This is a genomic window from Micromonospora sp. WMMD967, assembly GCF_029626165.1.
Classification (GTDB): Bacteria; Actinomycetota; Actinomycetes; order Mycobacteriales; family Micromonosporaceae; genus Micromonospora; species Micromonospora taraxaci.
Genome location: NZ_JARUBK010000001.1, coordinates 1,375,207 through 1,389,523 on the forward strand (window position 1 = coordinate 1,375,207; position 14,317 = coordinate 1,389,523).

Sequence of the window (14,317 nt, forward strand, 5' to 3'; positions counted from 1 at the left end):
CGCACCCTGGCACTACGGCTCGCGCGGGCACAATATGGGGTGCCGGTGTGTCGCACGGACCGGTGCCCCCGAGTTGAGCGAGGAATGATGACCACGGCGAAGCAGTCGGTGGCGGATCCGTCCGCGCCCGACCACGAGGCGCTCCTCGGTGAGTTGACCGAGGCACTGCGGCGGATCGGTCGCGGCGACCTGAAGGTCCGGCTTCCCCGCCGCGCCGGCGCGGCCGGTGAGGTGGCGGACGCCTTCAACGAGGTGGTCTCGCTCCAGGAGCGGCAGTACCTGGACCTGCGGCGGATCAGCCGGATCGTCGGTCGGGACGGCCGGCTCACCGAGCGGCTGGACGACGAAGGGCTGGACGGCTCCTGGGCGGAGGGGCAGCGGGCGATCAACTCGCTGATCGACGACCTGGGTCGACCGACCACCGAGATCGCCCGGGTCATCGTGGCGGTCGCGGATGGTGACCTGTCGCAGCACATGGCCTTGGAGATCGACGGCCGGCCGCTGCGCGGTGAGTACCTGCGCATCGGGCGCACCGTGAACACGATGGTGGACCAGCTGTCCTCGTTCTCCAACGAGGTGACCCGGGTGGCCCGTGAGGTGGGCACCGAGGGCAAGCTGGGCGGTCAGGCGGACGTCCGGGGTGTCGCCGGCACCTGGAAGGACCTCACCGATTCGGTGAACACCATGGCGTCGAACCTGACCGGCCAGGTGCGGTCGATCTCGCAGGTGGCGACGGCGGTGGCCAAGGGCGACCTGTCGCAGAAGATCACTGTCGGCGCGCGCGGCGAGGTGGCCGAGCTGGCCGCCACGATGAACTACCTCACCGACACGCTGCGGCTCTTCGCCGAGCAGGTGACCCGGGTGGCCCGCGAGGTGGGCACCGAGGGCAAGCTCGGTGGTCAGGCCGAGGTGCCGAACGTGGCCGGCACCTGGAAGGACCTGACCGACAGCGTCAACTCGATGGCGTCGAACCTGACCGCCCAGGTCCGCAACATCGCGCAGGTTTCGACGGCGGTGGCGCGCGGCGACCTGTCGCAGAAGATCACGGTGGCCGCGCAGGGCGAGATCCTGGAGCTGAAGGACACCGTCAACACGATGGTGGATCAGTTGTCGTCGTTCGCCGACGAGGTGACCCGGGTGGCCCGTGAGGTGGGCATCGAGGGCAAGCTGGGCGGCCAGGCCCAGGTGCGCGGCGTCTCCGGCACCTGGCGGGACCTCACCGAGAACGTCAACCAGCTCGCCGGCAACCTGACCAGCCAGGTCCGCAACATCTCCCAGGTCTCCACCGCCGTGGCGAAGGGTGACCTGTCGCAGAAGATCACGGTGGACGCCCAGGGCGAGATCCTGGAGTTGAAGAACACCGTCAACACGATGGTGGATCAGTTGTCGTCGTTCGCCGACGAGGTGACCCGGGTGGCCCGTGAGGTGGGCACCGAGGGCAACCTGGGCGGTCAGGCGCAGGTGAAGGGCGTGTCGGGCACGTGGCGGGACCTGACCGACAACGTGAACTCGATGGCGTCGAACCTGACCAGCCAGGTCCGCAACATCGCCTCGGTGACCACGGCGGTGGCGAAGGGTGACCTGTCGCAGAAGATCACCGTGGACGCGCGGGGCGAGATCCTGGAGTTGAAGTCGACTGTCAACACGATGGTGGATCAGTTGTCGTCGTTCGCCGACGAGGTGACCCGGGTGGCCCGTGAGGTGGGCACCGAGGGCAAGCTCGGCGGCCAGGCCCAGGTACGCGGCGTCGCCGGCACCTGGCGGGACCTGACCGACAACGTGAACTCGATGGCCTCGAACCTGACCGCCCAGGTCCGCAACATCGCTCAGGTCTCCACGGCGGTGGCGAAGGGTGACCTGTCGCAGAAGATCACCGTGGACGCGCGGGGCGAGATCCTGGAGTTGAAGTCGACTGTCAACACGATGGTGGATCAGTTGTCGTCGTTCGCCGACGAGGTGACCCGGGTGGCCCGTGAGGTGGGCACCGAGGGCAAGCTCGGTGGTCAGGCGCAGGTGAAGGGCGTCTCCGGCACGTGGCGTGACCTGACCGACAACGTGAACTCGATGGCGTCGAACCTGACCAGCCAGGTCCGCAACATCGCCTCGGTGACCACGGCCGTGGCGAAGGGTGATCTCTCGCAGAAGATCACGGTGGACGCCCAGGGCGAGATCCTGGAGCTGAAGTCGACTGTCAACACGATGGTCGACCAGTTGTCGTCGTTCGCCGACGAGGTGACCCGGGTGGCCCGCGAGGTCGGCATCGAGGGCAAGCTCGGTGGTCAGGCCCAGGTGAAGGGCGTGTCCGGCACCTGGCGGGACCTCACCGAGAACGTCAACCAGCTCGCCTCGACGTTGACCACGCAGCTGCGGGCCATCGCCCAGGTGTCCACCTCGGTGACCAGGGGCGACCTGACCCAGCGGATCGCGGTCAAGGCGCAGGGCGAGGTCGCCGAGCTGAAGGACAACATCAACCAGATGATCGTCACCCTCCGGGAGACGACGAAGAAGAACGCCGAGCAGGGCTGGCTGGACTCCAACCTGGCCCGCATCGGTGGCCTGTTGCAGGGCCAGCGCGACCTCGGCGAGGTCTGCCGCATGATCATGACGGAGGTGACGCCGCTGGTCGATGCCCAGCTCGGCGCCTTCTTCCTCGCCGACGACACCGACGGCAGCATGCGACTGCGGCTGACCTCCTCCTACGGGTACGTGGCACGGGGCACCGACGTCACCTTCGGGCCGGGTGAAGGGCTGGTCGGGCAGACCGCGTTGTCCCGCCGCACGATCCGGGTCAGCGCCTCCCCGAACAGCCGACTCACCCTGCGGTCCGGTCTGGCCGAGACACCCCCGTCCGACCTGGTGGTGCTCCCCGTCCTGTTCGAGGGCGAGCTGCTCGGGGTGATCGAGTTCGCCAGTGTGTCGGCGTTCTCCGAGCTGCACCTCGCGTTCCTGGAGCGGTTGGTGCTCACCATCGGCATCGCGGTCAACACCATCCAGGCCAACCGGCGTACGGAGGAGTTGCTGGCCCAGTCGCAGCGCCTGGCGCACGAGATGCAGGAGCAGTCGGCGGAGTTGCAGCGCACCAACGCCGAGTTGGAGGAGAAGGCCACGCTGCTCTCCGAGCAGAAGGGCAACATCGAGACGAAGAACCGGGAGATCGAGCTTGCCCGGCTGGGCCTGGAGGAGAAGGCGCAACAGTTGACCCGGGCGTCGGCCTACAAGTCCGAGTTCCTGGCCAACATGAGCCACGAGCTGCGTACGCCACTGAACTCGTTGCTGCTGCTGGCCCGTCTGCTGGCGGAGAACTCGGAGCAGAACCTCAGCCCGAAGCAGATCGAGTTCGCCCGGACCATCCACGGGTCCGGCTCCGACCTGCTGCGTCTGATCGACGACATCCTCGACCTGTCCAAGATCGAGGCGGGTCGGATGGACGTCGAGCCGACCGAGATCCGCTTCACCGAGCTGCGCGGCTTCGTCGAGCAGGCGTTCGCGCCGCAGGCCGAGGAGAAGAACCTGGACTTCCAGGTACGGGTGAGCAAGGATCTGCCGCCGGCGTTGGTGACCGACGCGCAGCGGTTGCAGCAGATCCTGCGCAACCTGCTCTCCAACGCGGTGAAGTTCACCGACAACGGTGCGGTGACGCTGCGGATCGCCCCGGCGGCGGAGAACGCGGTGTTCGACGTGCCGGCGCTGACCAACGCCCAGCAGGTGATCGCGTTCACCGTGATCGACACCGGGATCGGCATCTCCGACGACAAGTTGTCGATCATCTTTGAGGCGTTCCAGCAGGCGGACGGCACGACCAGCCGCCGCTACGGCGGCACCGGCCTGGGTCTGTCGATCAGCCGTGACCTGGCCCGGTTGATCGGCGGCACCATCACCGTGTCGTCAGCGCCCGGCCAGGGTTCGACGTTCACGCTGTTCGTGCCGCAGGTGCTGGCTCCGGACGCGGTGGTCGCGCCCCAGCCGCCGTCTCCGCAGCGGGCCGGCCTGCCGTCGTCGCTGCTCATGCCGCCGCTGGAGCTGCTGCCCGAGCGGCCGGAGGCGCCGGCCACCCGTCAACTGGACGGCGCCACGGTGCTGATCGTGGACGACGACGTCCGGAACGTCTTCGCCTTGACCAGCGCGTTGGAGCTACACGGGATGACCGTGCTGTACTCGGACAACGGGGCGGACGGTGTCCGCCTGCTGGCCGAGCATCCGGAGGTGGACATCGTGCTGATGGACGCCATGATGCCCGACCAGGACGGTTACGAGACCACGCGCCAGATTCGCCGCAACCACCGCTTCGCCGACCTGCCGGTGGTCTTCCTGACCGCCAAGGCCATGCCTGGTGATCGTGAGTCGGCGCTCGCTGCCGGGGGCAGCGACTACATCACCAAGCCGGTCGACCTGGACGATCTGATCGAGTTGATGTCGTCCTGGATCAACGGCAACCGCACCGAGGAGACTTCGTGACCCAGATGGCCAAGGCGCTGCTCGTGGACGACCGGCGGCAGAACCTGACGGCCCTGGAGGCCATCCTCCAGGGCCTGCCGGTCCAGTCCGTCGCGGTGGAGAGTGGCGAGGCGGCGCTCAAGCAGCTCCTGGTGGACGACTTCGCGGTGATCCTGCTGGACGCGCAGATGCCGGACATGGACGGTTTCGAGACGGCGAGTCACATCAAGCGCCGCGAGCGGACCCGGCACGTGCCGATCATCTTCCTGACGGCTGCCGACCGGGACGCCCAGCTCGCCCTCCGGGGTTACCAGGTGGGCGCCGTGGACTATCTGACCAAGCCGTTCGACCCGTGGGTGCTGCGGGCCAAGGTGTCGGTCTTCGTCGAGCTGTGGGTGAAGACCCGGCAGTTGGCCGCCCAGTCGGACCTGGTCCGGGAGCGCGACACGCAGTGGCGGAGGCTCACCGACGCGGTCGACGAGGCGACGACAGTGCTGCGCTCCGACGACGGGGAGGCCCGAGAGCGGGCGGTACGCATGCTGGAGCAGGCCCGCTGGGGCAACACCGCCTGACGTGGCGGGTGGTCAGCCGGTGGGCTGGTCGTTGCGGATCATCAGGGCGCTGCGGAGGCCGGTGATGTCCAGGACCCGGATGAGGAAATCGCCCACGTGGGTCAGCATCAGCAGGCTCTGCGCGTGGCTGGCCTTGCGGCTGAGCACGACGAGGGTGCCCAGGCCCTGCGAGTCGCAGAAGGTGACGCCGCCGAGGTCGAGGACGATCTTCGGCGGCGGGTCGGCCAGCACCTCGTTGACCACTGTCGAGAGCTGCGCAGCCGTGAGCATGTCGATCTCACCGGCCAGGCGAAGCACAGCTTCGTCGCCCGTCCGGTGTAGCGTGATGGACAGTTCGGCACGATCCACCCGGTCAGCCTAGCGCGATCCGGCCGGTCCGGCCTGTCGAGGCCGTGAGCCGTCGCCGTGCCGGCCGTGAGCCGTCGCCGCCCACACCGTGAGCCCTCCTGTCGGCGCGGCCGGCGGGCGCCGGCCGGGGGTGAGCCTGGTAACCCGACTGCGGGGTGGCTGCTGGTGGGCCGTTCGCCGCTGACACAATGGCGGCATCGTGACCGACATCTTTCCCGCCGGATCCGGCCGCTACCCGGCCGAAGCGCCGGCCTCCGAGGCCCTGTTCGACCGCGCCCGCGCCATCGTGCCGGGCGGGGTCAACTCTCCCGTGCGCGCCTTCCAGGCGGTCGGCGGCGCCCCACGTTTCATGGTCCGTGGCGAGGGCGCGTGGCTGTACGACGCCGACGACCGCCGCTACGTCGACCTGGTCTGCTCCTGGGGTCCGCTGATCCTCGGGCACGCCCACCCGGAGGTGGTGGACGCCGTGCAGGCTGCCGCCGCCCGGGGCACCAGCTTCGGCACTCCCACCCCGGGTGAGGTGGAGTTGGCCGCCGAGCTGGTCGACCGGACCCCGATGGAGCAGGTCCGCCTGGTCAACTCGGGCACCGAGGCCACCATGTCGGCGATCCGGCTGGCTCGCGGCTTCACCGGCCGCTCGAAGATCGTCAAGTTCGCCGGCTGCTACCACGGGCACGTGGACGCGCTGCTCGCCGCCGCCGGGTCCGGCGTGGCCACCCTGGGCCTGCCCGACTCGCCGGGCGTGACCGGCGCGGCGGCCAGCGAGACGATCGTGCTGCCGTACAACGACATCCGGGCCGTCGAGGAGGCGTTCGCCGCCGAGGGCCCGCACATCGCGGCGGTGATCACCGAGGCGGCCGCCGGCAACATGGGTGTGGTCGCCCCTCGCGACGGCTTCAACCAGCAGCTCGCCCGGATCGCGCACGCCCACGGCGCCCTGCTCGTGGTGGACGAGGTGATGACCGGGTTCCGGGTGTCCCGCGCCGGGTGGCACGGCCTCGACGCCTCCGACGCCGACCTGTGGACGTACGGCAAGGTCATGGGTGGTGGTCTGCCCGCCGCGGCCTTCGGCGGGCGGGCGGACATCATGGCGCGACTCGCCCCGGCCGGCCCGGTCTACCAGGCCGGCACGCTCTCCGGTAACCCGCTGGCCTGCGCCGCCGGGCTCGCGACCCTGCGGCTCGCCGACGACGCGCTCTATCGCAAGCTCGACGACACGGCCGCCGTCGTGGGCAAGCTGGCCTCCGACGCGCTGGCCGCCGCCGGGGTCCCGCACCGTCTGTCGTACGCGGGCAGCATGTTCTCGATCTTCTTCACCGACGCCGACGTGGTCGACTACGACAGCGCGCGCACCCAGCAGGTGCCCGCGTTCAAGGCGTTCTTCCACGCGATGCTCGCCGCCGGCGTCTACCTGCCGCCGAGCGCGTTCGAGTCGTGGTTCGTGTCGGCGGCGCTGGACGACGCCGCTCTGGAACACATCGCCGACGCGCTGCCGACGGCGGCGAACGCGGCGGCGGCGGCCGGTCACGGGGGGTAGTCAACGTGAGTAAGACGGTGGTCCACGTGCTGCGGCACGGCGAGGTGCACAACCCGGATCAGATTCTGTACGGCCGGTTGCCCGGTTTCCGCCTCTCCGAGCTGGGTGTGCAGATGGCCAAGGCCGCCGCGCAGGGCCTGGCCGAGCGGGAGATCGTGCACGTGGTGGCCAGCCCGCTGGAACGCGCCCAGCAGACCGCCGAGCCGATCGCCGCCCAGTTCGGGCTGCCGGTCGGGGTGGACGAGCGGCTGATCGAGAGCGCGAACTGGTTCGAGGGCAAGAAGGTGTCCCCGGGCGACGGTTCGTTCCGTGACCCGCGCAACTGGTGGGTGCTGCGCGACCCGGTGACCCCGTCCTGGGGCGAGGCGTACCGGGTGATCGCCGAGCGGATGTTCGCCGCCGTGCAGGCCGCCCGGGTCGCCGCCGAGGGGCGCGAGGCGGTGCTGGTGTCGCACCAGCTGCCGATCTGGACGCTACGTCGCCACGTCGAGCGCAAGCGGCTCTGGCACGACCCGCGCAAGCGGCAGTGCGGGCTGGCGAGTCTCACCTCGTTCCACTTCGACGGCGCGAAGGTGGTGGGCATCGGCTACAGCGAGCCGGCCGCGCACCTGATCGCCCTCTCCGCGACAGCCCGGACGGCCAAGGGGGCCTGATGAACGCCCGGAGGTGGACCGCCGGCCTGCTCGCCACCGTCGCCGCGGTGGCGCTTGTCGGCTGCACGTCGTCGAAGGGGCAGGAGAAGACCTGCACGACCACCACCGACGGGATCTTCGAGTGCGCACCGGACCAGCGCTCGGCCCCTCCGAAACTCGCCGGGGAGCTGCTCCTCGGCGGCACCTATGACGTCACCCAGGCCCGGGGCCAGGTCGTCGTGGTCAACTTCTGGGGCTCCTGGTGCGCGCCGTGCCGCGCCGAGGCGGACGACCTGGAAGCCGTCTACCAGGCCACCAAGGACTCCGGGGTGACCTTCCTCGGCATCAACGTGCAGGATTCGCGGGACAAGGCCAAGGCGTTCGAGCAGGGGCGGGTCACCTATCCGAGCCTGTTCGACCCGGCCAGCCGGCTGGCGCTCGACCTGGACATCCCGCCGAACACCGTCCCCGCGACGGTGGTGCTCGACCGGGAAGGGCGGATCGCCTCGGTGATCCGGGCCGCCGTCAAGCAGGAGGGCCTGCAACCGATCGTCGAGCGGATCGCGGCCGAGAAGCCGGCGCCGAACTGATGGGCGAGACCTTCAAGGACCTGGCCGTGAACGGGCCGCTGCTGCTCGCCATCGGTGCGGCGGCGCTTGCCGGTCTGGTCAGCTTCCTCTCCCCGTGCGTCCTCCCGCTCGTCCCCGGCTACCTGTCGTACGTCACCGGCCTCGCTGGCGCGGACCTCGAAGGCCGCCGGGCCCCGGCGGACCCGGCACCCGACGGCGACGGCGGGGTGGCGGTCCGCGAACGGGCCGCCACGGTGGCCGTCAAGGGCCGGGTGCTCGCGGGCACGTTGCTCTTCATCGCCGGCTTCACGGTCGTCTTCGTCGCGACCGCCATCCTGTTCGCCGGTATCGGCCGGGTCTTCTTCGAGTACGAGCGGCAGCTCGAAATCGTCGTCGGCGTGCTGATCATCGTGCTCGGGTTCGGCTACCTCGGGATGATCCCCGCCCTGCAACGGGAGTTCCGGATCTCCCGGCTGCCGTCGGCCGGGCTGCTCGGCGCACCGGTCTTCGGGGCGGTCTTCGCACTCAGTTGGGTGCCCTGCACCGGTCCGACGCTCGGCGCGGTGATGGGGATGGCGGCGACGAGCGGCCAGAGCGACCGCGCCGTGGTGCTCGCCGTGGCGTACTGCCTCGGGTTGGGGATACCGTTCGTGGTCTTCGGGCTGGGCTTCGAACGCCTGCTCGGGGTCTTCCGCGCCGTCCGGCGCAACAGCCGCTGGGTCACCCGGGTCGGCGGCGCCCTGCTCATCCTGATCGGCCTGGCGCTGGTCACCGGCGGATGGCAGAGCTTCGTGATCTGGCTGCAGACCACCGTCGGGGTGGGCGAGGTGAGCATCTGATGACGGTCGTCGACGACCGGCCGGAGACCGTGGCGCCGGCGCCACGCCGCCGGCCGAACCGGTTGCTGGCCCTACTGCGCAACTCCTGGCGGCAGCTGACCAGCATGCGTACCGCCCTGATCCTGCTCTTCCTGCTCGCTGTCGCCGCCATCCCCGGTTCGGTGCTGCCGCAGCGCGGGATCAGCCCGGAGAAGGTCAACGAGTACTTCGTCGACCACCCGGACTGGGCTCCCCGACTGGACCGGATCGGCGCGTTCGAGGTCTTCGGGTCTGTCTGGTTCTCCGCGATCTACCTGCTGCTGTTCACCTCCCTGATCGGCTGCATCACGCCCCGACTGCGCGACCACGTCCGGGCGTTGCGGTCCCGGCCGCCGGCCGCGCCGAAGCGGATGGCCCGGCTGCCACAGCACACCGTGGTGCCCGCCCCGGCCGGTGGGGTGGCGGCGATCGCCGACGTGCTGCGCAAACGCCGCTGGCGGGTGGAGGTGCGCGGCGACGAGGTCTCCGCCGAGAAGGGCTACCTCAAGGAGACCGGCAACCTGCTGTTCCACACGTCGCTCATCGCGGTGCTGATCGGTGTCGCGCTCGGTTCGTGGTACGGCTGGAGCGGCAACCGACTGCTGGTGGCGGGCGCTGACAACGCCTTCTGCAACACCCGCCAGCAGTACGCGGAGGCGAAGCTCGGCCCGCGGGTGGACAGCGCCGACCTGCCCCGCTTCTGCCTGCGGCTGGACGACTTCGAGGCCCGGTTCCTGCCGTCCGGTCAGCCGGAGTTCTTCAACGCCACCGTCACCGTCGACGGCCCGGACGAGCCGACCCGCAGCGCCGACTTCTCGGTGAACTCGCCACTGCGCCTGGCCGACGCGAACGTCTACCTGCTCGGCCACGGGTACGCCCCGGTGATCCGCTACACCGACCGGTTCGGCAACAGCCAGGTCAGCGACGAGCCGTTCCTGACCACCGGCGACATGGGCCTGACCGGTGAGGGCCTGGCCGCGTTCCCGGACGCGAACGTCGACCCGGCCACCGGCCAGCGCAGCCCGGACGGGCAGATGGCGTTCACCGGCATCTACCTGCCCACTGCGCCCGAGCAGGGGCCGTTCGTCCGCTCGCAGTACCCGACCGAGCGAAACCCGGTGCTGAACCTGGTCGCCTACCAGGGCAACCTCGGTATGGACGCCGGCATCCCCGGCTCGGTCTACCAGCTCGACCAGCGTCAGGTGCGTGCCGGCAAGGTCAAGGAGGTCGGCACCAAGCTGCTCAAGAAGGGCGAGACCTGGACGTTGGCCGACGGCACCACAGTCGAGTTCCTGGGCACCGAGCGGTACGTCACCCTCTCCGTCCGACACGACCCCGGTGCGACGCCGCTGCTGATCAGCTGTGGTGTCCTGCTGGTCGGGCTGATGGGTTCGCTGTTCGGGCGGCGTCGTCGGGTGTTCTTCCGGGTGGTGCCGGCCGACCCCGGAGAAGGATCTCCGACGAGCGGTAGTAGCTTGATGGAGGTCGGCGGGTTGCCGCGTACCGACTATCCGGGGTTCGCCGACGAGTTCACCCAGCTCATCGCTGCGGTCAAGGGTGATGCTGACCCAGTCGCCGACCGGGCCGGCGTGCGAGAAGGAGCCGAGTGATGTCCGCACTCTCCGACAATCTGGTCACTTTCGCGATCCTGGCGTACCTGATCGCGATGATCGGCCACGCCGTCGAGTACGCGCTGGGCAACGCCCGTACCCGGGTCGCCACGGCGGCCCCGGTCCGCGAACTGGTCGGTGCCGGCGGTGGCGTGGTCAAGGAGCCGCCCGCGCCGGTCGCCGAGCCGCCCGTGGATCGTTCCGCGCGGCGTGCCCGCCTCGCCGGCCTGTTCGGGGTCGGCGCCACCGCTGTGGCCGCCGTGCTGCACCTGGCGGCCCTGGTCACCCGCGGCCTCGCGGCCGACCGGATGCCCTGGGGCAACATGTACGAGTTCGTGCTCACCGTGACGTTCATCGGAGTTGCCGCCTGGCTGGTGGTGCTCTGGAAGCGACCGTCGCTGCGCAAGCTCGGGCTGTTCCTCACGCTGGTGATGGTGCTGCTCGTGGCCACCGCCGAGCTGGTCCTGTACGTGCCGATCGTGCCGCTGGTGCCGGCACTGAACTCGTACTGGTTCATCATCCACGTCTCGACCATCGTGTTCGCGTCCGGCATCTTCCTGCTCGGTGCGGTGCCGGCGGTCGGCTTCCTGATGCGCAACGGGTACGAGAAGGGCAAGCGAAGCTTCCCGTACACCCTGGCCAAGCGCCTGCCCGGCGCGGCCGGCCTGGAGCGGCTGACCTTCGCGCTGCACGCGTTCGCGTTCCCGATCTTCACGTTCGCGGTGATCGCCGGCGCCATCTGGGCCGAGGCGGCGTGGGGCCGGCCGTGGGGCTGGGACCCGAAGGAGACCTGGGCGTTCATCTCCTGGGTGGTGTACGCCGGTTACCTGCACGCCCGGGCCACGCCGAGCGTGCGTCGCAACGTGGCGACCTGGCTCGCGGTGCTCGGCTTCCTCACCATGCTGATGAACCTGTTCGGCGTGAACATCTTCTTCACCGGCCTCCACTCGTACGGTGGCCTGGACTGACTGTGAGCATGGCGGGGTCGGTTCAGCAGTGGTGAGCTGATAGCTGGCAGCGGTGGGCGTGACTCTTGGCCTGACTGGCTTCGTGCCCTTGACCGGACTTGTCCGTCTGCTGCTGCCTGCGCCGGCCCGGCGGGAGACGTTTGGCCTGATCAGGAGCTTGACCGCCAGTTAGCGGCGGCGTGTCTCATCACAGTCCTGCCATCTCCGCACCGGACCGGACCATTGCGTCCCCACGGTGAGGAGAGAACGCATGTCCATGCTGGCAGATCTGGTCGAGGTCGTCATCGGCGTCGACACGCACCGAGATACGCACACCGCCGCGGTGCTCGACACCCGCACCGGTGGTGTCCTGGCCAGGGCCACGGTGAACACCGACCCGGACGGCTATGCCGAGTTGGTGGCTCTGGCCGGACAGCACTCAGGGCTGCGGGCCTGGGCCCTCGAGGGCTGCGGCGGCTACGGCGCCGGCCTGGCCCGGCACCTGGCCGACGCCGGTGAGCTGGTCGTAGAGCTGGACCGGCCGGTGCGACCGGCGCGCCGCGCGGGGGCGAAGTCCGACCCGATCGACGCCGAACGGGCTGCCCGCGACGCACTGGCCCGCACCCGCTTGGCGCAGCCCAAGACGGGATCCGAGCGGGCGGCGTTGCAGGCACGACTCACCGCCCGCCGGGCAGCTGTGGAAGCCAGTTCGGACGCCCAGCGGCAGCTGCACGCGTTGGTGATCACCGCCCCCGAGGTGGTGCGAGCCCGCTTCCGTGGCCAGAGCACCCGCCTCATGCTCACGACCGCCACCCGACTACGCCCCACCACCAGCGCGGATGTCGACGTGTTCACCTGCCTGAGCGTGTTGCGGGACCTCGCCCGCCGCGTCCGCTTCCTCGAAGCCGAAGCCCTTGAGCACGAGAAGGCGATCCGGACGATCGTGCGTTCCTGGCGCCCGGACCTGCTGCAGCTGACCGGCGTCGGACCGATCGTCGCGGCCACCGTACTCACCGCCTGGTCGCACCCCGGACGCTGCCGCAACGACGCCGCGTTCGCCATGCTCGCCGGCGCCGCACCCATCCCCGCTTCATCCGGCAAGACCATCCGCTACCGGCTCAACCGCTCAGGCGACCGCCAACTCAACCGCGCCCTACACACCATCGTCCTGACCCGCCTACAACGCGACGAGACCACCCGCACCTACGCCGAGCGCCGCCGCGCCCAAGGCAGAACCGATCGCGAGATCAAACGCTGCCTCAAACGCTACGTCGCCCGAGACCTCTACCGACGCCTCGAAAACCCTCCCCAGCCACTTGACGCGTCATAGGAGCGTCCTGGACGTGGAACGCGGGCCGGTCACCGATTCGTCGGTGACCGGCCCGCGCCGTCGTGTCGGGTGCGGTCAGCCCACCGTCACCGGGGCGACGTCGTTGCCCGGGTTGTCGTCCACCCGCGGATAGCGGCCATGCGGCTCGACCTGTCCGGCAGCGCCGCCGAGTCGCTCGATCCGCAGGTCGAACGTGACCGTGTGGCTGGTCCCGGCGAGGAACACGGACACCCGCCCGTCGCAGTACCAGGATGTCAGGGCATCCGGAATGTCCGTGTCGTTGCCGAACGGCCAGCAGTCTGACGGATGGCCCACGACGGTGACGCCGACGGGTGGGGTGAAGTAGAACGCGCCGACGACGTCGCCGGAGTTGGTTCCGTCCGGCACGCCCGGCCCGACATTGCGTAGGCCCACGGTGGCCTGGACGGTGTCACCGACGGCTCCGGCAACTGCGGCACCTTCGGCCACGATGTCGAAGGCGCCCCGGATCTGATCCAGGTAGGTCCCGCCGCTGGCGTTGGTCACCTCGACCGGGACCACGTCGAGCGGTGCGCCGACCGGCCGTAGGCGCAGTGTTTGGTCGGCGTCGCGGCTCTTGAACTCCACGTTGCTCGGAAGTGGCTCGGCACTGGCCAGCGGCTCCACGATCTGGTTGATTCGCTTACTGCCGAGGGCGGCCGGACCGAGAGCGGTGAGGAAGCCACCGCGCAGTTCGTGCCGCTGGCCGGGTGCGAAGGTGCCCCGCACCGTGCAGGCGACCCTGGTGCCGAGCGCTTGGTCGGTGCCGTAGCGGCAGTTGCGGTAACTGGCCGGAACCAGGCCGACCGGAAAGCGGAAGGTGAGGCGAAGGTCCACAGCCGGCTGGTCGCCGGCGTTGACCACGGCCACCGGCATCGCGTAACTGTCACCGACATCGACGCCGGCGACGTCCTCGTTGACCATGTCAAGCAGGTCGGGCCCGGTTCGGACGGTGACGAGCGCCTGTCCGGTGTTCGGCTCGGTCTGCTCGCCGAAGGTGGTGTAGGCGAGGGTGCCGGTCGCGCCGTCGGCAGCGCCGGGGGCGGCTCGGAAGGTCACCGGCACGTCGCCGGTGGTCGAGCCGAACTCGTCCGGGTTGGCCGTCGATGGCATCGGGCAGGTGACCGATGTGCCCTCGGTGACGCACCAGGAGGGGAAACTGGCGTTGGCCACCCCGGCCAGGCCGGTCAGGTCGACCGTCACCCGGGGCTGGATTGCCCGTGAGCTGTTCAGGGTCAGCGGCATCGTGCGGCCGGGTGAGCCGGAGGCACCGATAGTGACATCACCCAACCAGCCGCCAACCCAGCCGGGGTCGTCCTCTGCCGCAGCCGGTCCAGCCGCCACGCTGATCCCAGCGACGATCACGACGAGCGCGGTCAGCCCGCGCGTCACGTGCACAGATCTCATCGATCTCCTTGAGAAGGGATGAGCCGATCGGAAGAAGCCGGGATCGATGCCCCGGC

General features: G+C 69.9%; 11 protein-coding genes. 9 read left to right on the forward strand and 2 right to left on the reverse strand.

What is annotated here, in order from left to right; all coding sequences use genetic code 11:
• The first annotated feature begins 87 nt into the window (after positions 1-87).
• Positions 88-4,455, forward strand: a complete 4,368-nt coding sequence (locus tag O7631_RS06595) for a HAMP domain-containing protein (RefSeq protein WP_278143459.1) — start codon at positions 88-90, stop codon at positions 4,453-4,455.
• A complete protein-coding gene (locus O7631_RS06600; protein ID WP_088986812.1) occupies positions 4,452-5,006 on the forward strand; it encodes a response regulator in 555 nt (184 codons plus the stop codon). The genes O7631_RS06595 and O7631_RS06600 overlap by 4 nt, the downstream gene beginning before the upstream one ends.
• Positions 5,007-5,018: 12 nt before the next feature.
• On the opposite strand, the gene O7631_RS06605 is transcribed toward O7631_RS06600, so the two are convergent.
• On the reverse strand, positions 5,019-5,354 hold the full coding sequence (locus O7631_RS06605; protein ID WP_088951070.1) for an STAS domain-containing protein: 336 nt from the start codon (positions 5,352-5,354) through the stop codon (positions 5,019-5,021).
• A 199-nt stretch (positions 5,355-5,553) separates the two neighbouring features.
• On the opposite strand from O7631_RS06605, the gene hemL reads away from it, so the two are divergent.
• From hemL to O7631_RS06640, 7 genes are all read left to right on the forward strand, one after another.
• Positions 5,554-6,891 carry a glutamate-1-semialdehyde 2,1-aminomutase gene (gene hemL / locus O7631_RS06610; RefSeq protein WP_278143460.1) on the forward strand — a complete coding sequence of 446 codons (1,338 nt, stop codon included), beginning with the start codon at positions 5,554-5,556 and terminating at the stop codon, positions 6,889-6,891.
• A 5-nt stretch (positions 6,892-6,896) separates the two neighbouring features.
• Positions 6,897-7,544: a histidine phosphatase family protein gene (locus tag O7631_RS06615; protein WP_088986809.1), complete on the forward strand. Its 648-nt coding sequence runs from the start codon at positions 6,897-6,899 to the stop codon at positions 7,542-7,544.
• The gene (locus tag O7631_RS06620) at positions 7,544-8,113 is read left to right on the forward strand and encodes a TlpA disulfide reductase family protein (RefSeq protein ID WP_278143461.1); all 570 of its coding nucleotides are present in this window, start codon (positions 7,544-7,546) and stop codon (positions 8,111-8,113) included. The genes O7631_RS06615 and O7631_RS06620 overlap by 1 nt, the downstream gene beginning before the upstream one ends.
• Positions 8,113-8,931: a cytochrome c biogenesis protein CcdA gene (locus O7631_RS06625; protein WP_278143462.1), complete on the forward strand. Its 819-nt coding sequence runs from the start codon at positions 8,113-8,115 to the stop codon at positions 8,929-8,931. Before O7631_RS06620 ends, O7631_RS06625 begins: the two co-directional genes overlap by 1 nt.
• The gene (locus O7631_RS06630) at positions 8,931-10,559 is read left to right on the forward strand and encodes a cytochrome c biogenesis protein ResB (protein WP_278143463.1); all 1,629 of its coding nucleotides are present in this window, start codon (positions 8,931-8,933) and stop codon (positions 10,557-10,559) included. The genes O7631_RS06625 and O7631_RS06630 overlap by 1 nt, the downstream gene beginning before the upstream one ends.
• Complete coding sequence (gene ccsB / locus O7631_RS06635) at positions 10,559-11,527, forward strand: c-type cytochrome biogenesis protein CcsB (RefSeq protein ID WP_278143464.1); 969 nt, start codon at positions 10,559-10,561, stop codon at positions 11,525-11,527. The genes O7631_RS06630 and ccsB overlap by 1 nt, the downstream gene beginning before the upstream one ends.
• A gap of 250 nt (positions 11,528-11,777) precedes the next feature.
• Positions 11,778-12,836 carry an IS110 family transposase gene (locus O7631_RS06640; protein ID WP_278143465.1) on the forward strand — a complete coding sequence of 353 codons (1,059 nt, stop codon included), beginning with the start codon at positions 11,778-11,780 and terminating at the stop codon, positions 12,834-12,836.
• Between the two features lie 75 nt (positions 12,837-12,911).
• Here the strand turns inward: O7631_RS06640 and O7631_RS06645 are convergent, their stop codons facing one another.
• Positions 12,912-14,261 (reverse strand): hypothetical protein, encoded by a 1,350-nt coding sequence (locus tag O7631_RS06645; protein WP_278143466.1) that lies wholly within the window; start codon positions 14,259-14,261, stop codon positions 12,912-12,914.
• Positions 14,262-14,317: the final 56 nt, after the last annotated feature.